This is a genomic window from Exiguobacterium sp. s56 (genome assembly GCF_018618255.1).
GTDB lineage: Bacteria > Bacillota > Bacilli > Exiguobacteriales > Exiguobacteriaceae > Exiguobacterium > Exiguobacterium chiriqhucha.
The window spans coordinates 78,007-102,007 of the sequence record NZ_JACSLR010000011.1 but is presented as its reverse complement, the minus strand read 5'-3'; the positions used below and the strand labels follow the sequence as shown (position 1 = coordinate 102,007).

At 53.5% G+C, this 24,001-nt stretch carries 27 protein-coding genes and 1 riboswitch; of the genes, 14 read left to right on the top strand and 13 right to left on the bottom strand.

Annotated features, from left to right (window positions below; all coding sequences use genetic code 11):
• Nucleotides 1–52 precede the first annotated feature (52 nt).
• Entirely contained in the window at nt 53–982 is a 930-nt protein-coding gene (locus KNP71_RS11360) for a manganese-dependent inorganic pyrophosphatase (protein ID WP_214830733.1), read from the top strand.
• Nucleotides 983–1,054: 72 nt separating this feature from the next.
• On the opposite strand, the gene KNP71_RS11355 is transcribed toward KNP71_RS11360, so the two are convergent.
• The 3 genes from KNP71_RS11355 to KNP71_RS11345 are packed head-to-tail and all read right to left on the bottom strand — an operon-like array spanning nt 1,055 to nt 4,423.
• Entirely contained in the window at nt 1,055–2,179 is a 1,125-nt protein-coding gene (locus KNP71_RS11355) for a DUF418 domain-containing protein (protein ID WP_131471638.1), read from the bottom strand.
• Nucleotides 2,180–2,200: 21 nt separating this feature from the next.
• Nucleotides 2,201–3,754, bottom strand: a complete 1,554-nt coding sequence (locus tag KNP71_RS11350) for an ABC-F family ATP-binding cassette domain-containing protein (RefSeq protein ID WP_021068083.1) — start codon at nt 3,752–3,754, stop codon at nt 2,201–2,203.
• 60 nt (nt 3,755–3,814) lie between these two features.
• The gene (locus KNP71_RS11345; RefSeq protein WP_214830731.1) at nt 3,815–4,423 is read right to left on the bottom strand and encodes an NAD(P)-dependent oxidoreductase; all 609 of its coding nucleotides are present in this window, start codon (nt 4,421–4,423) and stop codon (nt 3,815–3,817) included.
• A gap of 130 nt (nt 4,424–4,553) precedes the next feature.
• Nucleotides 4,554–4,655: riboswitch (purine riboswitch) on the top strand.
• Nucleotides 4,656–4,731: 76 nt separating this feature from the next.
• On the opposite strand from KNP71_RS11345, the gene KNP71_RS11340 reads away from it, so the two are divergent.
• From KNP71_RS11340 to KNP71_RS11325, 4 genes are read left to right on the top strand one after another with little or no spacing between them, the layout of a single operon-like run.
• Nucleotides 4,732–5,313, top strand: a complete 582-nt coding sequence (locus KNP71_RS11340; protein ID WP_214830729.1) for a xanthine phosphoribosyltransferase — start codon at nt 4,732–4,734, stop codon at nt 5,311–5,313.
• The gene (locus KNP71_RS11335) at nt 5,310–6,614 is read left to right on the top strand and encodes a nucleobase:cation symporter-2 family protein (RefSeq protein WP_029596283.1); all 1,305 of its coding nucleotides are present in this window, start codon (nt 5,310–5,312) and stop codon (nt 6,612–6,614) included. Before KNP71_RS11340 ends, KNP71_RS11335 begins: the two co-directional genes overlap by 4 nt.
• A 34-nt stretch (nt 6,615–6,648) precedes the next feature.
• Nucleotides 6,649–7,296: an NAD(P)H-binding protein gene (locus KNP71_RS11330; RefSeq protein WP_021068087.1), complete on the top strand. Its 648-nt coding sequence runs from the start codon at nt 6,649–6,651 to the stop codon at nt 7,294–7,296.
• Complete coding sequence (locus tag KNP71_RS11325) at nt 7,293–7,685, top strand: RDD family protein (protein WP_029596281.1); 393 nt, start codon at nt 7,293–7,295, stop codon at nt 7,683–7,685. The genes KNP71_RS11330 and KNP71_RS11325 overlap by 4 nt, the downstream gene beginning before the upstream one ends.
• A 21-nt stretch (nt 7,686–7,706) precedes the next feature.
• On the opposite strand, the gene KNP71_RS11320 is transcribed toward KNP71_RS11325, so the two are convergent.
• A complete protein-coding gene (locus KNP71_RS11320) occupies nt 7,707–8,972 on the bottom strand; it encodes a purine/pyrimidine permease (protein ID WP_214830727.1) in 1,266 nt (421 codons plus the stop codon).
• A gap of 75 nt (nt 8,973–9,047) precedes the next feature.
• Between KNP71_RS11320 and KNP71_RS11315 the strand changes: the two genes are divergently transcribed.
• Complete coding sequence (locus KNP71_RS11315) at nt 9,048–9,752, top strand: alpha/beta family hydrolase (RefSeq protein WP_214827721.1); 705 nt, start codon at nt 9,048–9,050, stop codon at nt 9,750–9,752.
• 34 nt (nt 9,753–9,786) lie between these two features.
• Here KNP71_RS11315 and KNP71_RS11310 read toward each other — a convergent pair whose 3' ends face one another.
• The 3 genes from KNP71_RS11310 to KNP71_RS11300 all read right to left on the bottom strand — a co-directional run bounded on the left by KNP71_RS11310 (nt 9,787) and on the right by KNP71_RS11300 (nt 13,557).
• On the bottom strand, nt 9,787–10,968 hold the full coding sequence (locus KNP71_RS11310; RefSeq protein WP_214799387.1) for an MFS transporter: 1,182 nt from the start codon (nt 10,966–10,968) through the stop codon (nt 9,787–9,789).
• A gap of 115 nt (nt 10,969–11,083) precedes the next feature.
• Nucleotides 11,084–11,875, bottom strand: coding sequence for an endonuclease/exonuclease/phosphatase family protein (locus KNP71_RS11305; protein WP_214756394.1), 792 nt, complete (start codon nt 11,873–11,875; stop codon nt 11,084–11,086).
• Nucleotides 11,876–11,928: 53 nt separating this feature from the next.
• Nucleotides 11,929–13,557: a PTS transporter subunit IIBC gene (locus KNP71_RS11300; RefSeq protein ID WP_214762495.1), complete on the bottom strand. Its 1,629-nt coding sequence runs from the start codon at nt 13,555–13,557 to the stop codon at nt 11,929–11,931.
• Nucleotides 13,558–13,778: 221 nt separating this feature from the next.
• Here KNP71_RS11300 and KNP71_RS11295 point away from each other — a divergent pair, with 221 nt between their 5' ends.
• From KNP71_RS11295 to KNP71_RS11285, 3 genes are all read left to right on the top strand, one after another.
• The gene (locus tag KNP71_RS11295) at nt 13,779–14,543 is read left to right on the top strand and encodes a TrmH family RNA methyltransferase (protein WP_214830725.1); all 765 of its coding nucleotides are present in this window, start codon (nt 13,779–13,781) and stop codon (nt 14,541–14,543) included.
• 58 nt (nt 14,544–14,601) lie between these two features.
• A complete protein-coding gene (locus tag KNP71_RS11290; protein WP_021068095.1) occupies nt 14,602–15,057 on the top strand; it encodes a GNAT family N-acetyltransferase in 456 nt (151 codons plus the stop codon).
• A gap of 92 nt (nt 15,058–15,149) precedes the next feature.
• A complete protein-coding gene (locus KNP71_RS11285; protein ID WP_214830720.1) occupies nt 15,150–15,635 on the top strand; it encodes a hypothetical protein in 486 nt (161 codons plus the stop codon).
• Nucleotides 15,636–15,667: 32 nt separating this feature from the next.
• Here KNP71_RS11285 and KNP71_RS11280 read toward each other — a convergent pair whose 3' ends face one another.
• On the bottom strand, nt 15,668–16,177 hold the full coding sequence (locus KNP71_RS11280) for a hypothetical protein (protein WP_214830718.1): 510 nt from the start codon (nt 16,175–16,177) through the stop codon (nt 15,668–15,670).
• Nucleotides 16,178–16,292: 115 nt separating this feature from the next.
• Here KNP71_RS11280 and KNP71_RS11275 point away from each other — a divergent pair, with 115 nt between their 5' ends.
• Nucleotides 16,293–16,949: a TVP38/TMEM64 family protein gene (locus KNP71_RS11275; protein WP_131471624.1), complete on the top strand. Its 657-nt coding sequence runs from the start codon at nt 16,293–16,295 to the stop codon at nt 16,947–16,949.
• 26 nt (nt 16,950–16,975) lie between these two features.
• Here KNP71_RS11275 and queF read toward each other — a convergent pair whose 3' ends face one another.
• From queF to queC, 4 genes are read right to left on the bottom strand one after another with little or no spacing between them, the layout of a single operon-like run.
• Nucleotides 16,976–17,464, bottom strand: coding sequence for a preQ(1) synthase (queF, locus tag KNP71_RS11270; protein WP_021068099.1), 489 nt, complete (start codon nt 17,462–17,464; stop codon nt 16,976–16,978).
• An 11-nt stretch (nt 17,465–17,475) separates the two neighbouring features.
• A complete protein-coding gene (gene queE, locus KNP71_RS11265; protein WP_251128705.1) occupies nt 17,476–18,171 on the bottom strand; it encodes a 7-carboxy-7-deazaguanine synthase QueE in 696 nt (231 codons plus the stop codon).
• The gene (gene queD / locus KNP71_RS11260; RefSeq protein ID WP_021068101.1) at nt 18,171–18,626 is read right to left on the bottom strand and encodes a 6-carboxytetrahydropterin synthase QueD; all 456 of its coding nucleotides are present in this window, start codon (nt 18,624–18,626) and stop codon (nt 18,171–18,173) included. Before queD ends, queE begins: the two co-directional genes overlap by 1 nt.
• A complete protein-coding gene (queC, locus tag KNP71_RS11255; protein WP_021068102.1) occupies nt 18,623–19,267 on the bottom strand; it encodes a 7-cyano-7-deazaguanine synthase QueC in 645 nt (214 codons plus the stop codon). The genes queD and queC overlap by 4 nt, the downstream gene beginning before the upstream one ends.
• A gap of 208 nt (nt 19,268–19,475) precedes the next feature.
• On the opposite strand from queC, the gene nhaC reads away from it, so the two are divergent.
• Complete coding sequence (gene nhaC, locus KNP71_RS11250) at nt 19,476–20,852, top strand: Na+/H+ antiporter NhaC (protein WP_021068103.1); 1,377 nt, start codon at nt 19,476–19,478, stop codon at nt 20,850–20,852.
• Nucleotides 20,853–20,912: 60 nt separating this feature from the next.
• Here the strand turns inward: nhaC and KNP71_RS11245 are convergent, their stop codons facing one another.
• Nucleotides 20,913–21,386: an NUDIX hydrolase gene (locus KNP71_RS11245; RefSeq protein ID WP_131471622.1), complete on the bottom strand. Its 474-nt coding sequence runs from the start codon at nt 21,384–21,386 to the stop codon at nt 20,913–20,915.
• Between the two features lie 124 nt (nt 21,387–21,510).
• Here KNP71_RS11245 and KNP71_RS11240 point away from each other — a divergent pair, with 124 nt between their 5' ends.
• The 3 genes from KNP71_RS11240 to KNP71_RS11230 all read left to right on the top strand — a co-directional run bounded on the left by KNP71_RS11240 (nt 21,511) and on the right by KNP71_RS11230 (nt 23,943).
• Nucleotides 21,511–22,101: a DNA-3-methyladenine glycosylase gene (locus KNP71_RS11240; protein ID WP_131471620.1), complete on the top strand. Its 591-nt coding sequence runs from the start codon at nt 21,511–21,513 to the stop codon at nt 22,099–22,101.
• A gap of 68 nt (nt 22,102–22,169) precedes the next feature.
• Complete coding sequence (locus KNP71_RS11235) at nt 22,170–22,682, top strand: type 1 glutamine amidotransferase domain-containing protein (RefSeq protein ID WP_029596270.1); 513 nt, start codon at nt 22,170–22,172, stop codon at nt 22,680–22,682.
• Between the two features lie 118 nt (nt 22,683–22,800).
• Nucleotides 22,801–23,943: an MFS transporter gene (locus KNP71_RS11230; protein WP_251132802.1), complete on the top strand. Its 1,143-nt coding sequence runs from the start codon at nt 22,801–22,803 to the stop codon at nt 23,941–23,943.
• Nucleotides 23,944–24,001: the final 58 nt, after the last annotated feature.

The following is a 24,001-nucleotide window of genomic DNA, read 5'->3' as shown; positions in this document are numbered from 1 at the left end:
TATAGACGTTATAATGGATAAGGGAAAACTATCATAGTGAGGAGAATGTATGATGAGTACAGTACTAGTCTTTGGACATAAAAATCCAGATGCGGATACGATTTGCTCGGCGCTCGCTTACGCGGAGCTCAAGAAAAAGTTAGGGATGGACGCCGAGGCGATCCGCCTCGGTGAAGTGAACGGGGAGACGCAATATGCGCTCGACCACTTCCGCGTCAAGGCACCACGCCTCGTGGAACGCGTCTCAGACGAAGTGAACTCGGTCATCTTGGTCGACCATAACGAGTTCCAACAAAGTGCGGAAGACATCGCAGACGTGCGCATCCTTGAAGTCGTCGATCACCACCGTATCGCCAACTTCCAAACAGCAGATGCCCTCTACTATCGGGCGGAGCCGGTCGGATGCACGGCGACGATTTTGCTCAAACTCTATAAAGAGCACGATGTCGAAATCGCGCCTGACATGGCAGGATTGATGCTATCGGCGATCATCTCGGACTCGCTCTTGTTCAAGTCACCGACATGCACGGACGAGGATATCAAAGCGGCAAAAGAACTCGCAGCTATCTCAGGTACAGACATCGAGACATACGGTCTTGAGATGTTGAAAGCTGGAGCCGACCTTAGCCAAAAGACAATCCCAGAACTCATCTCGCTCGACGCGAAAGAGTTTGCGATGGGTGACTACCGCATTGAGATTGCTCAAGTGAACACGGTCGACGCGAACGATGTATTGAGCCGTAAAGCTGAAGTCGAAGCGGCAATGGCCGTGAAGATGTTAGACAAAGAACTCGATTTGTTTGTCTTCGCCATCACGAACATTTTGACGAACGATTCAGAAGCACTCGTTGTCGGTAAGAAGACGGATCTATTCGAGCAGGCGTTCAACGTCAAATTGGTCGATGGTCTTGCGACACTCCCTGGTGTTGTCTCACGTAAAAAGCAAATCGTACCGGTGCTCACAGCAGCGGCGACGAACTAAGAAACGAGAAAGGCTCGAATAAGAAACGAGAAAGGCTCGAAGCAGGTCAATCTGCTTCGAGCCTTTTTGCGGTTAAGATGCTTGTTTTTGTCGTCCATACGTTCCGATTCGCCATAATTTCTCGAACGGACCGTATCGATGTGATTTGAGCCACCACATCGAGAAGAACGCTTGGGCAATCAAAATTGCGATACTTAAGAACAATCCTTCCGTCAACGACAGGCGACCGTAGTAGCCGAGGGCGATAACGGGCAGGACGACGACGAGCGTGTGCGTCAAATAGTTCGTCAGCGCCATACGGCCGAGCGCCTGCAGCGGACGGAATGCGCGCCCGTTACGGACGGCGATCGTAAAGAGACAGACGTACGTCGTCGCGAGCAGTTTCCCAGAGACGAGGATAGCCGCAGAGTTCGTCGCCGAATACTCGGCACCGCTACCGTAGTGATGCCAAATAATAACTGCGAAGAACGGTAGGGCCGCTATCGTGCAGATGATGGCCGTCCGGGTCAATCCTCGGATGCTCCACGTGAGGAGTTTCCGTTCGCGTCCAATATACAGGCCGAACAAGAACAGGCTTAGAATTTCAACCCCAACAAAAAATGAGTTTTGGAACATGTCAAAAATCTCTTCGTCTAAGCGATAGTCGAACCATGGGCCGAATCCAGAATTAAAGATTGCCGGGAAAGGATCACCACTAAACCTAAATCCGAGCGACAATTCTAAGTACATGGATGAGACATAGAAGAGTAAAAAGCTCCCAATCAACAAACTCCATGCCCATGTCAAAATCGCCCGGTTGCTTAATCCATAAAACAGTGGGAGCAACAAGCCCCACATCGCGTACGTATGTAAGATGTCACCCGACCAAATGGCCAGGTGAACGAGTCCGAATAGAAACAAAATCGCGATACGGCGGATATAACGGGCGACCGAGTCCCCGCGCGCATACGAGCGCTCGAGAAAAATCGAGAAGCCGATTCCGAACAGGAGCGAGAAAATCGTGTAAAACTTCGTCTGGACGAACAAATCGAACAGCGTCCGAACGAGTAAATCGCTCCCCGCATAGTCGGCGCGACCGGAAATCCAGTCGCTTCCGAGCATTGTGGGGATATTGACGAGGAAGATGCCGCACAGGGCAAAACCTCGAATGATGTCATACAGAACGATGCGTTCATTAACTTGAATCGGGCCAGCCATACGCCACTTCCTCTACACGGATTAGAATACTTTTGTCGTCCACGATTCGCAGTTCCAGACGTCGGTGACGATGTCTTGATAGAACTCTGGTTCGTGACTGATGAGTAGGATACTGCCTTTATATTCTTTCAACGCACGTTTCAACTCTTCCTTCGCGTCGACATCCAAGTGGTTCGTCGGCTCATCGAGGAGGAGCAAGTTCGATTCGTTGTTTTGGAGCTTACAGAGACGGACCTTCGCTTTCTCTCCACCACTGAGGACCGCGATTTTACTCTCGATATGCTTCGTCATGAGACCGCATTTCGCGAGCATGGCGCGGACTTGTTGCTGGTTGAGGGACGGGAACTCGCTCCAAATCTCTTCGATACACGTGTTGTTGCTGACGGCCGCTTCTTGTTCGAAGTACCCGATCTCCAAGAACTCACCGCGTTCGACGGTTCCTTCAAGCGGGTTGATCATGCCAAGAAGACTCTTCAACAACGTCGTTTTCCCGATCCCGTTCGCACCGACGAGGGCGATCTTCTGACCGCGCTCCATTTGGAGGTCGAGCGGGCGTGAGAGCGGCTCGTCATAACCGATGACGAGATTTTTGGCGTCAAAGATGAGACGACCTGACGTGCGTGCCTGCAAGAACCGGAATTCTGGTTTCGGACGTTCCGCACTCAATTCGATGACGTCCATCTTATCGAGTTTCTTCTGGCGTGACATCGCCATGTTCCGCGTCGAGACGCGTGCCTTGTTGCGGGCGACGAAGTCTTTCAAGTCGGCGATTTCAGCCTGCTGGCGTTTATAAGCCGATTCAAGCTGCGAGCGTTTCATCTCGTACACTTCCATGAACTTGTCGTAGTCCCCGACATAGCGTGACAAGTCTTGGTTCTCCATATGGTAGACCAAGTTGATGACGCTGTTTAAGAACGGGATATCGTGCGAAATCAAGATGAAGGCGTTGTCGTAGTTCTGGAGATAACGCTTCAACCACTCGATGTGGGCCTCGTCCAAATAGTTGGTCGGCTCATCGAGGAGGAGGATGTCCGGCTTCTCGAGAAGCAATTTCGCGAGCAATACTTTTGTCCGCTGACCACCTGAGAGGTCCGTGACGTCACGGTCGAGTCCGACATCTAAAATACCGAGACCGCGAGCGACTTCTTCGACTTTCGCGTCGATGATATAAAAGTCGTTCGAATCGAGCATTTCCTGCAGTTCGCCGACTTCAGCGAGCATGTCGTCCATCTGTTCTGGCGTCGCATCGCCCATTTCCATATAGAGCTCACCGATTCGTGTTTCGGTGTCAATCAAGTATTGGAACGCGCTCTTCAACACGTCCCGAATCGTCATCCCACGCTCGAGGACAGCGTGCTGGTCGAGGTAACCGACGCGGACATTTTTCGCCCATTCAATTTTCCCTTCGTCCGGTTGGAGTTTGCGCGTGATGATGTTCATGAACGTTGATTTTCCTTCACCGTTCGCTCCGATGAGGCCGATGTGTTCGCCTTTCAATAGACGGAAAGACACGTCGTTCAAAATGGCGCGGTCACCGAAACCGTGGCTCAAGTTTTGTACTGTTAATATACTCATATTTCTTATTCGTTCCCTTCAAAGTTGACTATCCGATATTGTAGCATGGATTCAAAAAAATTAGTACGCCAGCCCGACTGATTGGCGGACGAAGTGTTGTTCTTCAACGGCGTTCAGCATGAACTGGGCGACATCGGCTCGTGAAATCTGTTTTCCGTTGTCTGGAATGCTGTCGACGGACGTGCGATACACCGAGGTCCGGGGACCGTCCGTCAGTTGCATCGGCCGCACGATCGTGTAATCGAACGACGAGTTGCGCCACAAATCGACCGCGGCCCGGTGATCACGGAGCGGCTTCCGAAGCATGAACGTCACGACCGTACCAGCGATTCCGGGAATCTCTTTATCGATTCCGGCCGAGGCGAGATAGACGACCCGAGTGACGTCATTTGCTTTCAGCGCCGGAACAAGTGCATCGGTGACGCGGGCCAAGAAGTCCGAATCGCTCAAGTCGGTCCCGAGACAGCTGATGACGGCGTCATGACCAGCGAGGGCATCTGTCAAAGCGGCGCTGTCTGTGACGTCGCCTTCGATGATTTCAAGTTGCGGAGTCGGAATCAATTTTTTTTGTTCCCGCACGAAGGCGGTCACATGGTGGCCATGCTCGATGGCCTGGTCGACAAACTGATGACCGGTCCGGCCAGTGGCCCCTAATACGAATAGCTTCATATGGATGTGGCTCCTCTCGTTTTTCCAGTATCTTTAGTATACAGGAGTTTCAGAAAAATCGAACTTTTAGCCGTCTTTTCCAAAACGGGTTGCAATTTATTAAATATCGTCTAGAATAAGTCCTATCTTATATAAATAAAAGATTCGCACTCGTATATCAGCGGGAATATGGCCCGCAAGTCTCTACCGAACCACCGTAAATGGTTCGACTACGGGTGACGCTTGTCGTGTGCATTCGTTTTGTTTCCATGCGGTTCGTCGTCCCCGGGTTGGGGTGACGAATCGCATTTTTTATTGGAGGGAAAACAATGAAGCAGTTAGAAGACAAAATCAGAGATGAAGGGCAAGCGTTGTCCGAACACGTATTGAAAGTCGATGCCTTCTTAAACCATCAAGTCGATCCTGTCTTGATGCAGGCGATCGGTCGTGAGTTCGCGGACCGGTTCCGTGACGCGGGAATCGATCGTATCGTCACATTGGAATCGAGCGGAATCGCCCCAGCCATGATGACGGCGCTTGAGATGAACATCCCGTTCGTCTTTGCCCGTAAACGTAAATCACTTACGCTCCAAGACGATCTCGTCGAAGCGGACGTTTACTCGTTCACGAAACAAGAGACGAACCGCATCAGTTTGAGCCGTCGCTTCGTCCAACCCGAAGAACGAGTGCTCGTCATCGATGACTTCCTCGCCAACGGGGAAGCCGCTCTCGGTTTGACGCAACTCGTCGAATCAGCCGGGGCGGTCGTCGCCGGTGTCGGCATCGTCATCGAGAAGTCGTTCCAACCGGGACGGGACAAGTTGCTCGAGCGAGGCTATCAAGTCGAGTCACTAGCCCGAATTGCCAAGCTTGAAGCGGGTGAGATTTCCTTCGTGGAGGTGGTCCGATGAATACGTTTAAGACAGCCAGCCTTGGTTTCCAACACTTACTCGCCATGTACACGGGCGCGGCCATCGTCCCGCTCATCGTCGGTGGTGCCATCGGACTCGGTCCGACGGAACTCGCGTATCTCGTCGCAATCGATTTGTTCATGTGTGGTGTCGCGACGCTGTTGCAAGTCTGGACGACTCGTTTCACCGGTGTTGGTCTGCCAGTCGTACTTGGTTGTACGTTCACCGCGGTCGGTCCGATGATTGCCATCGGTAGTTCGAGCGGTATCACCGCTATTTACGGGGCACTCATCGCGAGCGGAATCATTGTCATCTTAATTTCAGGCTTTGTCGGGAAACTGGCCCGCTTCTTCCCGCCGGTCGTGCTCGGCTCGGTCGTGACGATTATCGGTCTCTCGCTCATCCCAGTCGCTGTCAATGATATCGGCGGTGGGATGCCAGGTGAGCCTGGCTTCGCTTCGATGCAAAACTTGGCGCTCGGTGGCTTGACCATCGGTTTGATTCTCGTCTTGAACCGAATCGGTACCGTGTTCACGCGCGCGGCCGCTGTCTTGTTTGCGGTCTTGATCGGTACAGGGGTCGCCGCGTTCCTCGGTCTCGTCGATTTCAGTCCGGTCCGTGAGGCCGGTTGGTTCCAAATGGTACAACCGTTCTACTTCGGGATGCCGACGTTTGACGTCTCGGCCATCCTCGTCATGACGCTCGTGGCCATCATCTCGATGATTGAATCGACCGGTGTCTTCTTAGCATTGAGCGATATCACGAAAAAACCGATTGGCTCGAACGAGTTGACGAAAGGGTATCGGGCCGAGGGTGTGGCAACGATTCTCGGAGGGATTTTCAACAGCTTCCCGTACACGACGTTCAGTCAAAACGTCGGTCTCGTCCAATTGTCAGGCGTCAAATCACGTCGCGTCATCTTCTGGACGAGCGGTCTGTTGATTTTGCTGGGCTTCTTGCCGAAAGTCGCGACGTTCACGACATTGATCCCGAAACCGGTTCTCGGCGGGGCGATGCTCGTCATGTTCGGCACGGTCGCCGCGTCAGGGATTCGGATTTTGAGCCAAGTCGATTTTGCGAAAAATGAGAACTTGATTACAATCGCCTTGTCGATCGGTGTCGGACTTGGCATCACGGCCAACCCGGCCATCGTCGCAAATATGCCGGAAGCGGTGCAGTTGTTCACGGACAGTGCCATCGTCGCCGGATCGTTCACTGCCTTGTTATTGAACGGGTTCTTCCGACTCGTCGACCGGTTCCGTCCGGCCGAGGTCGTTGCCGATAACCGGCAAGTCAGCTAGACTGAAAGGAACTACGTAACTAGGGGGAACAAGCATGGGGAAAACTGCACTTGTCGTTGGCGCCACCGGATTGATTGGACGCGAACTCGTCGAACAGTTGCTCGAACAAGAACGGTATGATCAAGTCTGGATAATCGTCCGCCGCTCGAAACGATGGAGTCATCCGAAACTGCATGAAGTCGTCGGGTTCGAAGGAATGGACGAGGCGTTGCCGCACATTGATGATGTCTACTGCGCACTTGGGACGACGATTGCCGTCGCCGGTTCACGTCAGGCGTTCAAACATGTCGATCTCGACTTGCCGCTTGAAGTGGCACGTGTCGCGAAACGACACGGGGCGACACGTTACGCCGTCGTCTCGGCGCAAGGCGCGTCACTTCGGTCACCTTTCTTCTACAACCGGGTGAAAGGGGAGCTCGAGAACGGGCTCAAAGTGTTTGGCTTCGAACACTTGATTATCGCCCGTCCGTCGCTCTTGCTCGGAGATCGCGAGGAGTTCCGTCTCGGCGAGAAAGCAGCCGAGGTCGTCAGCCGTCCGCTCCAACCATTATTGCTCGATAAATTACCAGATGCTGCACCGATTCAAGCGCTCCATGTGGCGCGCGCGTTGATTATGGCCGCGGAAGAAGGACAAGGCATCGAAGTATTGACGTCTGGCATGATGCAGAGGATGAGCCAATGAACCCATTAACGAAGAAACGGACCAAAGCCGTCTTGATTGACGGTGTCATTGCCGGATTGCTAAGTTTTGGTGTCGAGCAGCTCGTCCGCAAGAAAGTGAAGAGCGAGTTCGTCCACGTCGTCATCACGCCGACACTCATCGCCTACGCGCTCGAGGCATGTCAGATGCGCCGTGGCGGACAGACGCTCGGGTATAAGCTGATGGGTCTCGAGTTGAAAAATGACGATGGGACACCGGTGACGGCCGAGCAAGCGTTCAAACGGGCGCTTCACCGCGACACGATCTCGATTGCCGCCTACGTCAAGGACCGCGCACACTTCGAGGCCGAAGACGGTGCCGTCTTGCCGCACGACGCTGCGTTCCATATGCACGTAACCGAAAAAAACTGACCTCACGCGAGGTCAGTTTTTTTAGTCTTTGATACGGCTGAGGATGGCTGTCGTCAAGGCGACGATTGTTCCGAGGACGAGTCCGTTCGAGAACACGGTCGCCAAGAGCGGCGGCAAATCGTTCATCGCCCCAGGTGGGAGCAACATCGCGCCGGCCCCAATCACAAGTGGAAGACCGACAGTGAGTGACGCCGTCTTTTGGTTCAATTCGAACGCTGCCTCGTTAATTCCGATGATAATCATCGTCGCGATGAGCGGGGTGACGATGGCGTATCCGACGGCGGCTGGGATGCTCGCGATGAGCGAGACGAACGGACCGATGAGGGCGAGCACCATCATCACAGCATGGGCCACGAGATGGGGTGAGCGATGGACGCTCTCCGTCGAGGATAAGAAACCAGCCGTTCCAGAGATGGCGACCGGTCCCGGTGTCCCAAACATGCCCGCCACCATTTGGCTGATGCCGCTGACAACGCCTGACGCCGGGACGTTCCCTTCGATTTGACGCTTCTCGCGCGAGCTGACGATGCGCTCAATCAATTTGATATTGGCAAGGACGTTCGTCATGAGCAGGAGCGTGATGACGAACGCAGTCGGGAGCAAATTCCAATCCCATACCCACATACCAAACGGGAATAGTTCAGGGACGAGGAAAAATGACTCAGAACGGACGATCGGATTCCCGAGACCGAGCATGTTGAATAGCCAAAACCCTACGATGAGCGTCATGACGAGGCCGTACTGCTTGAACCGGCTACGCTCGAGCGTGAGCGCGAATAAGACGAGGCCGGCCGTCGCCACGGCTTGGATTGTGTTGATGCCGTCCTCGGTCACGCCAAAGCCGCCTTTGATGACGGCACCCGACAGTTGCAGGACGAGCAGAATCATATAGACCCCGAGCACTTGTGGGGTGAACAACGACAGCATCCGTCGCAACAGTCCGGTGACAGTCATGACGACACCGAGCACACCACTTAAGAACAACATGAAACCGAGCGCTTGGAGCGTCTCTTGTCCGCTCCCATAAAGTGCTGGACCGATGGAGGCATAGAGTGTGAACACACCCCACCAAATCCCGGCTGGTCCTTCTAAGATGGGCAGGCGGTGGCCGAGAAGCGTCTGGATGATGCTGAAGAGTGCGAAGACGAACAGTGAACGTGAGATGAACGTCATCGTCTCGCCTGGCGACAGTTCAAATAAGGCAGCGATCGAGAGCGGTGGTACAATGTTTGTAGCTAAAATAAAAATAAACCACTGAATCGTCGTGGTTACAGAACTTTTGGTCATGATGTCCCCCTGCCATTTCCCTTTTTTAATACTAGTGTACCGTGACGGGGAAGTTGATGCAAATGGAGGTATATAATGAAGAAAAAACTGAAGTGGATTGGCCTCGGCCTATTAGGAGTCATCTTGGTCGCCATCATCGGCTTCCTCGTGTGGACGCAACTGACGTACGGACCGACGGAAGAGGCGCTCGGTTACGCGGCTGAGGCGACGGAAGTGAACAATCGTCTCGAGTTCGGGCAGACAGACAGCGAGGTTGGTTTCATCCTGTATCCTGGAGCGAAAGTCGAGAAAGAGGCGTACGCTTACTATGGCACCAGACTGGCAGAGGAAGGTGGCTTCGTCGCCATCCCATCGTTGCGCTTGAATCTCGGGATAGCAGATATTGATGCTGCGGAGACGATTATCGCCGCCCATCCAGACATCGAACGTTGGGTCGTCGGCGGTCATTCACTCGGCGGTTCGGCGGCGTCCGGTTACGCGCTCGAACACGAGGAGCAAGTCGAGGGGGTCATCTTCCTCGCCTCGTATCCGATTAGTACAATGGCGGATAGCAATCTGCGTGTCTTGTCGGTTTCCGGTGAACGTGACGATCTGGCCACACCGGCTGATATCGAGGCGAGCCGTGACAACGTCCCGGATGACGCCGTCTTCCATCAAATCAAAGACGGCAATCACGCCAACTTCGGAATGTACGGCCCGCAGGACGGGGATAACGATAGCCCACTCAGCGCCAAACAACAACTCGACGAGACGATTAATCAAATCTTGGATTGGCTCTAAAAAACAGCGTGCCCACATCATGGGGCACGCTGTTTTAACGTTGGTCGAGCTGATGACTGACCGCGGTCAGCAAGGCGGTCATGAGCGCGACGGCGCCACCGACGAGGGCGAGCGTCATGACAGGTGCGTTCGCATAGACAAGACCACCTAGGGCCGAGCCCATCCCGATCCCGACGTTGCTGGCGACCGGCATGAGTGACGAAGCCAGGCCTTTGGCGTCCGGATTGAACTTTTCGGCCAAGTCGATCAAATAGATTTGCGTCGAGGTCGTCAGCAGAATTGCCATGAACGACATGAGCGCGATATTGATCAGACCGAGTGTCACGTTCGATGTCGTCACGTACAAGGCAGCCAAGACGAGCGCTTGGATGAGAAAGACGAACCGGAGCCGTCCAATCGGATTATGGCTGGCGATTTTCCCGGCCGCCATATTGCTGAAGATGGAGATGAATCCGTAAGCGAACAGAATCGGGCTGACCCAAGCGACAGGGACGCCGAGCACGCCTTTCAAAATCGGCACGAGATACGTATAGACGACGTACGTCGCGCCGAAGCCGAACGCGGGGATGAAGAACGCGGTTAAAATCCGCGGGTTCGTCAAGAGGCGTAACTGATCGGCAATCGACGTCTTGACGCTCGTCAACTGACTCGGGACGACGCGGTAGACGGCGAGAAATGCGACGACGCCTAAAGCGGTCGTCAACAAGAACGTCGTTTCCCATCCGGCCCGTTGCCCGATGAACGTACCGAGCGGGACACCGAATACGTTTGCCATCGTGAAGCCACCGAAGATGAACGAGACGGCAATCCCACGCTTCCCGGTCGGCACCGATTCACTGGCGACGAGCATGGCGAGCGAGATGAGCACGCCCGTCACGACGGCGGTCATCATCCGGAGCGCGAGTAACGTCCCATACGTCGGGGCGAGACTGCTGAACAAGTTGAAGACGATGAATAGCGCGGTGAGCGTGAGCATCAGTTTTCGTTTCGGCAAATGACTCGTCAATGACATCGTCAGCGGGGTCCCGATGGCGAACGTGATGGCAAATGCCGAGACGAGCGTTCCGGCCGTGGCAATCGAAATCGACAGACCGTCGGCGATATCAGGCAAAATCCCGACGATGACAAATTCACTCGTCCCGAGCACGAACGTGAGCAAGGCGAGCGATAAAATGAGCGTCCAGTCGGTCCGACTGAGCGTTGAAGAAGTCGTCAAAAAGAATCACTACTTTCAAAAAGATTGTTGTTAGACATCAGTCGTTTCCAACCATACCGAATTTTCGCCAAAAGCAAAACCCTTTTCTCTCACATTGTAAAAGAAAAGGGTCTGATTAGCGCCAGAACGCGGTCGCTTCGACACCGGCGTGGTCGGAAACGACAGGACCGTTCTCGCCGTCAAAGACGACGGCGTGACGCGAGACATGAATCGGGGCGTTCGTCAGCATCAAGTCGATGCGAAGCGCCTGCTTGTTCTCGTCCCAGCCGGCAATCTTACCTTGGACGGTCGCATCACCTTCACGCTCGGTCGCCAAATGGAACAGGTCTTGGAGACCGTGCTCAATCAAGTAGTCGTACCCTTCGCCACGGATGAACGCGTCGTTATTGAAGTCACCGAGCAACAAGGCACGATCGTCGTCCTCGACGCGACGCAACAGTTCATCGAGCTGATGGCGCACCGGTTCATCGGCGTCATGCCACCAACCGAGGTGACATGAGTAAATTGCCGTCGGCGCATCCAAGCCGTCCAAGACCGCCTTGACGATTTTCCGAGATTTGTAATCGTTCGGATCGGTCGTCTGCGAGACGAAGAACGATTCGGTCGACACGAACGGAGTGCGCGACAAGATTGCGACCCCTTCCTCGTAGACGTCATAGCCGTAATGGGCGAAGTCCCACGTCATGTAGTAATCGACGCCTTGTTCTTTCAAACGCTCGACGAGCACATAGGCGAAGTTGTTCTCTCGAATCAAGCCATCGATGAGCGGGGCTTCTTTATGTTGATTCACTTCTTGGAGTGCGATGATGTCATATTCCTCGCTCGCGATCCGTTCGACAATCGAGTCGATTTTCTCTTGTTGACGGTCCTCTAACCAGGCGTGACAGTTCAGCGTTAATATATTCACGATAGTCCTCCTTTAGAAAAAAACAGGCCAACTCGTACGAGCTGGCCTGTTGATTATGCACCGATGACGTCTTGAATATCAGACTTCAATACGTCGGCTTTTGGGCCGTAGATTGCTTGGACACCGCGGTCTTTCAAGATGAGACCCATGGCGCCGTTCTTTTTCCATTCGCTCTCTTCTGAAACGAGCGACATGTCTTTGACTGTGACACGCAGACGCGTCATGCAGGCATCGACGTCTTCAATGTTATTTTCCCCACCGAGTAGAGCGATAATCCCCATGACCTGCTCGTTGCCGGTCACGTTCGATTTCTCAGTTGTTTCTTCCATGTAGTTCCCGTTGCGACCAGGCGTCGGAAGGTTCATCTTCTTGATGAAGAAGTTGAACACACCGAAGTTCAAGAAGAAGAAGGCCGCTGACACGAGGAAGAAGTTAATCAAGTCTTGGAGCAATCCTGCTTTCACAATCATCGGGATCCGTGTGAGCAATTCAATCGCACCGAATGCGTGGACACGAAGGTCGATGACATCCGCCAAAGCGAAGGCGGCACCGGCCATGAGTGCATAGACGACGTAAAGGACTGGAGCGACGAACATGAACATGAATTCGATTGGTTCTGTGACACCTGTCAAGAAGACGGCGAGACCAGCCGACAAGAACATCGGCTTGTATTGTGCTTTCTTGTCTTCGTCAACGTTGCGGTACATCGCGTAAGCAGCACCGATCAAGGCAGCGAACGACAAGATGACTTGACCGACTTTGAAGCGGGCCGGTACGACGTCTGCGAGCAATGCATTGTAAGCGGCTGTATCACCAGCGGCACGCAGGTTAACGAGGTCCGTTACCCAAGCCAACCAGAGCGGATCTTGACCTGCAACGACCGAACCGGCTGTCGCACCTGTCAAAATCGTATACGTGCCACCAAGTTCCGTGTAGTTCATTGGCACAGTGAGCATATGGTGAAGTCCGAACGGCAAGAGGAGGCGTTCGAGCGCACCATAGATGAACGGCGCGAGGACTGGTGCCGTGTTGCGTGACGTCGCAATCCATTCACCGAAGCTGTTGAGCGCACCTTGAATCGTCGGCCAAATGATTGACAAGGCAATCGCGGCAACGACCGAACCGAGGATGACGACGAATGGGACGAAGCGCTTCCCGTTGAAGAACGAGAGGGCGTTCGGCAATTTGTTGAAGTTATAAAACTTGTTATAAAGGGCACCACCGAGGAAACCAGCGATAATCCCGACGAACACGCCCATGTTAAGAGCTGGTGAACCGAGTACTGATGTGAAGTAGTCAGCGACGACAAGGTCAGCTCCGAAGAGTGACTGGACTGTCGCTTCCGGGTCTTGGAGCATCGTTCCGTTGACGGCAAAGATGGCACCTGTGACACGGTTAATCAAGATGAAGGCGATGAGTGCAGCGAAAGCACCGCCGGCTTTATCTTTCGCCCACGAGCCACCGATGGCGACCGCGAACAAGATATGTAAGTTGACGATGATTCCCCAACCGAGATCTTCAATGATGCGAGCCGTCGTGAGCAAGATGCTGACGTCTCCGGCTGACATGCCAATTAATTTACCGATCGAGATCATGAGACCTGCGGCTGGCATGACGGCAATGACGACCATTAAGGCCTTACCGAGTTTCTGCCAAAAGTCGAACGAGATGAGTTGTTTCATGCTATACGCTTCCTTCCTATACGGAACTTTTTATCTGTCTATGGCGACCACTAATGCAATCGCTTGCATAAATGATTGTAATCGATTGCATAAATTTGTGCAACCGTTTTCCTAATTTTCATGGATTTTCATAATCGAATCTGATTCGACTCGTTTCGCCCACAGCTTGTCAGTCGGAACGAATCTCGCTACAATACTAGAGGTTGAAAGGGGCGAGAACGATGGGATGGAGACAGACGACATCGGCATTATCAAAAGAAGAGCAGGCGGCCTTGCTTGAGGAGTTGTTGCAGTCGGGCCTGTTATTAGAAGAAGATCGATTACTGTATAGCATGTTGATGCCAGACCGTGTCAAACGGATGCAGGAAGTGTTGGCGTTACGGACGAACCACATCACGATTTTGACGGAAGGGGTCGATGATCCCCACAATCAGTCGGCCGTGCTCCGCTCGGCGGACGCGTTCGGTGTGCAGACGTTGCACGTCGTCGAGGGTCGGGCCAAGTTCAAACCGAACTCGATTATCGCCAAGAGCGCCGATCGTTGGGTCGACGTGGTCGAACACCCTTCCATTGAGGACGCGATTGACCGGTTGAAGGCGGAGGGATATCAAGTTCTCGCCACGGCACTCAGTGAAGAGGCGGTTCCGCTTGAGGACATCGACGTGTCGAAACCGACGGTGCTGTTGTTCGGGAACGAGCATCACGGCGTATCGGAACGGGCGCTCGCCAAGGCGGACGGCAATTATCTGATTCCGATGCAAGGATATGTCCAAAGCTTGAACATCTCGGTCGCTGCCGCCATCTCGTTATACGATGTGACGACGCGGGCGCGTCATGTCGTGACGGAAGGCTATGGACTGAAGGCGAAAGACAAGCAACGCATCTTAAAAAATTGGATGGTGAAGAGCCTTCCGAAGCGGTCGCTCGGCGTGTATAAGCAAAAAGGTTTGACCGCTTTTGCGCGCGAGACAGGAAAAACGGAGTAAACGGCGAAAGGTACACGCGTACGAACAACTTGTCCATATTCGGAAAGGGGATGGAAAGATGAGTACGACCAGTTCATTTATCGTGAAAGATGTGACAACGAATTTCAAAGACTATGAAGAGGAATTCTTTAACCTGTATCGGACGTTATACGGGGACATCGATCAACTGCGTTTTAAAGAACGGCTATATCGCCATGCGAATCCGCTCGTGTTGCTCGCGTTTTCAGACGAGCGTCTCGTCGGCTTCAAAATCGGTTATGAGGCCGAGCCGTATCGCTTCTATAGCTGGGCCGGCGGCGTTCACCCTGAGTTTCAAAAGCATGGCATCGGCCGCAAGTTGATGGACACGCAACTCGAATGGGTGAAGGCGCAAGGGTTCCATTCGATTCGAACGAAAGCGCGCAACACGAACAAAGGGGTCATCATCTTGAATCTGTTGTGTGGCTACGACATCATGGGGGCGTATACAGAGGATAACGAGCCTCGCATCATGATGGAGAAACAATTGAACTGACCGCTGAAGCCGTGGCGCATGCCACGGTTTTTTTATTGTCTTGAAACCAAATGGGACTGCATCCGTATTTATAGAAAAAGGGGGGCAACAGCATGGTCCATACGTTTGCATTTGGAGAGGAAGTATATATCGATTCGACCGGGATGGGGGATTCATTGTTCGAGGGGATGTTCAGCATCTTTCCGATTGTGATTATTAGTATTATCGCACTGATTGTGTTCGCCGTGATGGCAGGCATCCGCAATCAAGTGAAGACGAACAGCCTATTGAAAGATATGCAGCAGTTCGCGTCAGATCTGGCCGACCATCCGAGTGACGAGTCGGCGAACCGTCTCGCCGACTATTTGCGGGACGTGACGTCGTTCCCGGTCGAACGGACACAGATGGAGCCGTTCCGGGTCGCGCTCGGCAGCTATCACTTGATTATGGAGTCGTCGCACGTGCACGACGAGACGAAAGAGCGGATTGACCGCCAATATAAACGGCTCGGTATTTTAGACGGAGAGAAGTTCGCCGACGAGCCGGCACCGCGCCGCCGTTCAAGCTCGCATCATGACCATCATAATCACCACATGTAAAACGCGTCGGGAATGTTCCCGACGCGTTTTTCTTACATATAGCGGCTTGCATCAAATTCGATTTCGGTCCGATGGTTGGCCGTCTCGATGGCGCTGGCGATGCGGTTGGCCCGCTTCTCGACGTCAATCGCTTTCAAGCGATATAGCTCTGGATCGTAGAGTGCATGCTTGATGACGGCAGTCCCTTCACCAAAACCGTATTGAAACTCGCGCTTCGGACGCTCGGATAGTTCTTGATACATGCGGGCCTGAGCACGTAGTTGAATCGCGAACTCAATGGCCTCGACGAGTGGGAGTGGCCCGTCGTGCGTCTCAATTACCGTCTTCAAGTTCGCCTCATAAACGAGACGATCGAGACAACGCATATCTCGACGAATCGACTCGAGTTCGACTTCGATATCCTCGAGTGAGCGCGATTGAATCGTCGGGAGCGGCTCGTCTTTCTCGAGTTCGATGAACGCGACGCGCTCGACTTCTTCTAACAATTTATCAATCTGCTTATGGAGCAGGCTCTTCAGTTTGATGGCATCTGCCAAGTACATAGGGATTCCTCCTTCTGCTTTTTCTAACCGTACCATAATGTGACTCCTAAAAAAAGGAAGGCGTTACTTTTTCGAGACGAGGCGATATGATGAAAGAAAGAGAGGAGGGCGACCGATGAACAAGTGGAAAACGCAGTGGATCATTGCGATCGTCTTGGTCGTGTTCGGGACGGCGATGTTCCTCTATCAATGGATTGATTTGCGACCGGCGGAGATTCGGGATTATATCGTTCAATTCGGATGGCTCGCCCCGCTCGTCTATATCATCTTGTTCACGTTCCGTCCGCTCATCCTCTTCCCGACGTCCGTCTTGTCCGTCGCCGGCGGCTTGGCGTTCGGGACGTTCGCCGGCGTCGTCTATACGGTCATTGGGGCCACGCTCAGCGCCCTCGTCGCGTACTACGTGGCGATTCGCTTTGGTGACCGCTTTTTGCATCATTTCGAGACGAGCAGCTATGAGAAGCTGCAACATAAAATCGAAGAGGACGGCTTCTTCTACGTCTTGATTTTACGCCTGATCCCGCTCGTCAACTTTGACTTGGTCAGCTATGCCTCCGGGCTCGCGAAAGTGCGCCTCCCGGGGTACGTGCTCGCGACCATGGTCGGGATGATTCCCGGGGCGTTCGCGAACAACTTTCTCGGCAGCAGCCTCGTAAGCGGCGATGTAAAAATGGTATTGTTCGCGCTCGGCGTGCTAGTCGTCTTGACACTCGTTGCGACCGTGTTCCGCGAACCGATTAAACGACAAATCAATCGTTATAAAAAGAAGTAGGCGCTCATCGGCGCCTACTTTTTGATTTAACGGTTGTCGACCGTCTCAGGATACAAATCGTGGTTGAACAAACGATGTTCCGCCATTCTTTCATATTTCGTGCCCGGCTTGCCGTAGTTGTAGTACGGGTCGATCGAGATGCCGCCGCGTGGCGTGAACTTACCCCACACTTCGAGATAGCGCGGCTCCATCAACTTGACGAGGTCTTTTCCGATAACGTTGATGCAGTTCTCATGGAAGTCTCCGTGGTTGCGGAAGCTGAACAAGTACAGCTTGAGCGATTTCGACTCGACGAGCTTCTCGTCCGGGATGTATGAGATGTAAATCGTCGCGAAGTCCGGTTGGTTCGTGATCGGGCAGAGCGACGTGAACTCCGGTGCGTTGAACTTCACGAAGTAGTCGTTCTCCGGGTGACGGTTCGGGAACGCCTCGAGGACGTCCGGTGCGTATTCAAAAATGTAGGGGACGCTCTTCTGTCCGAGGAGCGACAAGTCTTGTAAGTCTTCTGGTCTCATGAGTATTCTCCTTAGACGCCACGTTCGTTGGCGTACAGTAATGTGTGCAGTTGCGGCAGGACACGGACGCTTTGCCATGACGGATCACGGGCGACGTCCTCCCATAGTTGTTTCAAGCGACGAAGCTGGGCGTCGGTGATGTCACCGTCCGCACCAGGCTCAGGATTGCCGGCCGATAAGTACATGACGTCCGGCGTATAGCGCGTCTGGACCGATTTCGCATAGGCGAGGTCGAGCTCATCGAAGACGGCGACTTTGAACGTCATCTGTTCGGGGCGCAGTCGTTCGACGATGGCGTCGAGTTTCTCCCAGTCGGTCGTCATGCCGGAAGAAGGTGGTTTCGGGCTGAGCGTCACGTCGTCGATGTCAGACAGCCAGTCCTGATAGCGGCTGCCTTGCGTCTCGACGGCAAGCTTGACGTCACGCGCCTTCAATTTCGCTACGAGCTCTTTCATCGCGGCGATGAGGAGCGGGTTACCGCCCGAAATGGTGACGTAGTCGTACACACCGAGCGCGTCGAGACGTTCGATGATTTCGTCGGCTGTGAGCATGTCGGGTTTCTCCGAGCCGTCCCATGTGAAGGCAGAGTCGCACCATGAACAGCGATAATCGCAACCGGCGGTCCGGACGAACATCGTCTTTTGCCCGATGGCGCGGCCTTCCCCTTGAAACGTCGGGCCGAACACTTCGAGGACAGGGATTTTCATCAGTCCACCAACCATTCGCGGCGGAACTCGGCGTACGAGGTCGGCGTCTCGTACAGTTTGACGAATTCGACGCGGACGTCGCGCTCGTCAGGCAAGTGCTTGGCGAGCTGTTCGAAAATCCAGTAGCACATGTTTTCGGCAGTCGTATTCATATAAGGTAACGACTCATTCAAATAACGATGGTCGAGGTATGGTTCGAGTTCTTCTTTAAAGATGGCTTTTAAATCACCAAAGTCGAGCGTCATGCCACGGTTATCGAGAAAACCGCTGATGCCCATTTGCAATTTATACGTATGTCCGTGCAGCGCGCGGCATTTGCCGTCGTAATCGAACAAATGATGGGCGGCATCGAATGTCACTTCTTTGACGATTTGGACGCGGTGCGGACAGTAGATGAGCGAGCCGTCTTGTTTAGCTTCGACACTCGTCGGGGCAAGGAATGGAGCGTTCTTCATACGCGCACCTCCTCATAAGCGGCGAGGCCGTTTTGACGGAGTACGCAAGCCGGGCATTCGCCACAACCTGATCCAAGGATGCCGTTATAGCACGTGAGCGTCCGTTCTTTGACGTAATCGAACGCACCGAGCTGATCCGCGAGTTCCCACGTCTGTTTTTTGTCGAGCCACATGAGCGGTGTATCGATGACGAACGGATAGTCCATCGCCAAGTTGAGCGTCACGTTCAAGGATTTGACGAACTGGTCCCGGCAATCCGGATAACCTGAGAAGTCGGTCTCACATACGCCGGTGACGATGTGATGCATACCGAGCTGTTTGGCCATGACGGCCGCAAAGGATAAGAATAAGTGATTGCGTCCATCGACGAACGTGTTTGGGACGTCCGCATTGTCGATGTCGAGATCATGTCTCGTGAGCGCATTAGAGGTGAGTTGTCCGAGTAAGGACAAGTCGAGGATGTGGTGCGGGACATCGAGTTCGGCCGCAATTTCTTTTGCGACCTCGATTTCCGCGTCATGGCGTTGCCCGTAGGCGAACGTCACCGCTTCCACATGAGAGAATTGTTGTTTTGCCCAAAATAGACAGGTGGTTGAATCTTGACCGCCGCTAAAGACGACCAATGCTTTTTCGTGTTGCAACGTGCACACTTCCTTTTTCGCTAGTTTTGATGTCGGAGGAGGTTACGAACTCCGGAGGTCACCCTCGAGCGTTTACTTTACCATAAAAAGACGTTTGACAGGGAAAAGAGAAGCAGGTATAGTAAAGAACATCACTGAAACACTTTCGCGCATAAAAGCGTTTAAGCGGTTAGGTAGAAAATAATGGAACTGAAAGGAGGGGACGTCGATGCAGATGAAAGGAAAAGAGGCTGTATTCGTCGTGCTGATGAGCGGGATTTCCCTGCTCGCACTGATGTTTTTGGCCAAAGCGACGCCACATATGGCGATCTTTGGCACAATGGTATTAATAGGGGGTTACGCGTATTATCGGACGCGTGATTTCAAACGAATCGAAGCGGCGATGATTAGCGGGATCCGTGAAGCCATCATGCCGGTCTTGATTTTACTGCTCATCGGGATGTTGATTGGCGTATGGCAAATGTCTGGCACCGTGGCGACGATCCTCTCCATCGGTTTAGATACAATTTCAGCACAATGGTTCTTGCCGAGCGTCCTGCTCATCACGATGATCGTCTCGTCGTTCACGGGCAGTGCCTTCACGACAGTCGGTACGGTCGGGGTCGCCTTGTTCGGAATCGGGATGGCGCTCGGGATCTCTCCGGCGCTCGCAGCCGGGGCCATCGTCTCGGGTGCACTCTTCGGTGACAAGATGAGCCCGCTGTCGGATACGACGAACTTCGCACCAGCCGTGGCTGGTGTCAAACTGTTCGACCATATCCGCTTTATGATGGGGACGACCGTACCGGCCATCCTCATCACCCTTGTCTTGTTCACGCTTCTCGGTCGGAGCGGTCAAGCGGCGGATACGACGCAAATCGCTGAAGCGCAGGCAGCACTCGCTGGACGATTCAACTTGTCATGGTTGACGCTACTCGCGCCGGTTCTCGTCGCGGTGCTTGCGTTCCGTCGCATGCCGGTCTTGCCGACGATGCTCGTCGGGATGTTCGCCGGGGTGTTGACAGCTGGTTTCGTTCAAGGCAACTGGAACGTCACAAACTGGTTCGGTGTCATGCAGGCCGGGTTCAAGTCGGGTGTCGAGAACGAGACGATTGCAGCTGTGCTCGATCGTGGCGGACTCGAGTCGATGCTCTGGTCGGTCAGTCTCGTCTTGATTGCGCTCGCGTTCGGTGGCTTGCTCCGTGAGCTCGGCGTATTCCAAGCGATTGTCGATGCGTTGCTCGAACGATTGAAATCACCAGGCAGCTCGGTGTTGTCGGTCGTCCTCAGCTCGATTGGCGTCAACTTGCTCGCGGGCGAACAGTACTTGTCAATCTTGCTCCCAGGTCAAGCGTTCAAGCAAGGGTTCATCGATCGCGGCATCGATCCGCGCTACTTGTCACGTGCCCTCGAAGACGGTGGGACGGTCATCAACCCGCTCATCCCATGGGGCGTGTCGGGTGCGTTCTTCGCGGCCACGCTCGGGGTGCCGGTGCTTGAATACGCACCATTCGCCTTCTTCCTCTGGCTCAGCCCGATTTTCTCGATTATTCTCGGATACGTGAAGTTGGGAAAGCAGCGTGAGACGATGCGAATCGCATCTTAATCGAATCACTCAAAAAAACCATCCAGGACAATTAGCTGTCCTGGATGGTTTTTGAGTGTCTCAGATAAAAGAGTTCTCGAGTTGCCATAACGCATCCCCGAACTGGTCGATGAGCGCCTGAGCCCTCGATTCGATGTCCGATGGCAAGTCGGCTCTTGAGAAATACTGCAAGTCCAGACTTTCTCCGTCGTTCATGGCTAACGTCCCTTGCACGCGCTTCGCATGGAAAAGGTTGATGACACTATACGTCTCATCCCCGTTCGGGTACGTAAAGTAAAATTTTGGCCCTGAGCAGACACCGATGAGTTCAAATTGATTGGTTTCAAGCCCTGTCTCTTCATTCAATTCACGAGCCGCCACTTCATCCAACGTCTCATTCAACTCCATCGAGCCTCCAGGCAATCCCCAATCGTCCGTATCGGAACGCTGTTGAAACAGCAACTCATGATTGTCATTCAAGACGAGCACGGTCGCCCCGACAGAGATTAATGGTCTGTTCCCGACTGTCTGTCTTAACTCTAATAGATACCCCACCTTGTTTCGCCTCACTTTCTCGTATGTCATATAGTTCGGCTCTCATCATGAAATCCCTTTGATCAGAAAAGGCATCTTCTTTGTGTCACCCCGTCTTCATTTGAGAAAATAAACCGAAGGAGGGATGACGATGAAACGACTCGATCCATCATTTTACGAGCAACCGACGATTGAATTGGCACGCTCATTGCTCGGTCACTATCTCGTCCACGATCATCTCGACGGTCAGATTGTCGGCAAAATCGTTGAGACGGAGGCCTATTTAGGTGCCATCGATCGGGCGGCCCATAGCTTCGGGGGCAGACGGACGAATCGGACCGAGGTCATGTTCGGATTGCCGGGACACGTCTATACGTATCAGATGCACACGCATACGCTCTTGAACGTCGTGAGCGGTCCGGTCGGCACGCCGGAAGCCGTCCTCATCCGAGCCATCGAGCCGATTGAAGGACAGGCCATCATCGACATGAATCGTCCTGGCATCAAACGGTTCGATCAGACGAACGGTCCCGGCAAGCTGACGAAAGCGCTCGGGATCACGATGGACCTGTATGGGCATTCGCTCCAACATGAACCGCTCTATATCGTCGAAGGGGACGTCATTCCAGACATCGAGGCCGGTCCGCGCATCGGCATTCCTAACACGGGCGAAGCGCGTGACTATCCGTATCGTTTCTTTGAACGCTCGAATCCGTACGTCTCCAAGTTTCGCTGAATGTTTATGCTCCGGTTAGGTGTGGAACACTCCCTATGTGCATAAAAATAATGAGGGAGTGTTTCAATATGGCAAAAGTAGCAACGCTAATCACAGACATGTTTGAAGACGTAGAGTTCACGGGTCCACGCGACGCATTGGTGGAAGCGGGGCACGAAGTTGTCACGATTGAAAAGAAAGCTGGGAATACAGTCGAAGGCAAACAAGGGGAGTCGAAGGTCACAATCGACAAAGCCATCGACGACGTCTCACCAGAAGACTTTGACGCACTGCTCTTACCGGGCGGATTCTCACCTGACTTGTTACGCGAAGATGACCGTTTCGTCCAGTTCGCCAAGGCGTTCATGGACGCGAAAAAGCCGGTATTCGCCATCTGCCATGGACCACAGCTGTTGATTACGGCGAAGACGCTCGAAGGCCGCGATGCGACCGGCTACAAGTCGATTAAAGTCGACATGGAATACGCTGGAGCGAAGTATGCGGACAAAGAAGTCGTCGTCTGCCAAGAACAGCTCGTCACGAGCCGACAACCGGATGACATCCCGGCGTTCAATCGCGAGATGCTCAATCTGCTTAAATAATGTGCAGGCCACGGAATTTTTCCGTGGCTTTTTTTGTGTTAGCGGGAATAGACAAATAAGGAGGAGATGTATGATGAAACGAGCACGTTCACCTAGTTAAGTCGGTCGAAACGTTGTGTTGCTCGGCTGGATGCGTTGGTTCGATGCGCTCATCCCAGCCTATACGATTGAACGTCTGTTTTGGGAGTCGCGGACGATCACGATTCAAGAGGTCGTCTATCTCGAGATGCTTTATGCCGTCCTCGTCGTGTTGCTTGAAGTGCCGACGGGTGTCCTTGCCGACCGATTCGAGCGGCGGCGTCTGATGCAGATCGGGGTCGGGTTGGAATGTCTATCGTTTATCGTTCTACTGTTGTCGTTCTCGTTTGTCGGGTTTGCTGTCGCCATCGCCTTGTCGGGCATTGGGGCGGCGTTTCGGAGCGGGGCCGAGAACGCGTTGTTGTATGAGACGCTCGAACAGGACGGGAAGGCGGGAACGTTTGAACGCACGATCGGTCGATTGAATGTCATTGGAATCGTCGCAGCCGTTCTCGCTGCCATCAGTGGTAGTCTGCTGGCGACACGCTTCCCGTTCGAGCTGAACTACGTGCTGTCGATTGTCAGTTTGTTCATCGCGACAGCATGTAGTTTTGGCCTTGTCGAACCGAGACGAGTCGTGTCGGACGAGCGCTTGACGTGGGCAGATATCGGGTCTGGTTTCCGCTTTATCCGGCAACATCGTCGCGTGTTCATCGTGACGTCGTTGTTTGTCGTGACCATTAGTGCGTTCAATTTTATCGATGAGTTCTGGCAACTGTATGCGCGCGACGTCGAGCTTCCGATTTATTGGTTCGGGACGATGTCAACGATCCTGCTGCTCATCCAAATACCGGGACAGTTGGTCGCACCGATGCTGCTACGCTTCGCCACGGCCGAGTGTTGGCTACGCTGGATCGGTTGGGGAATCGGCGTTGGTTTTGTCGTTCTCGGGCTCTATCCGGGGCCGATTGGTCTCGTGATTATGGTCGGAATGGCCTGTCTCATCGGTATTGTTGAACCGCTCTATCTCGGTGTGTTGCATCATCGGGTCCCATCCGGAATCAGGGCGACGACGGAATCGTCCGTCTCGATGTTGTTGCATGGCGGGATCATCCTGTTCGGTCTGTTGTTCGCCGCCGGGGCAGGTATGACGCTTTTTGCCGCCTTTTTGTTCATCGGGATCATCGTTTGTCTGCATCAAGCGATTGTCACGGTCATAGCGCGGAGAGAGGATGCTTCATGAGCTTCCTCTTTTTTACGCCTTAAGACCTAGGGCGGGTGAGGTTAAAGTTGTGTATGAT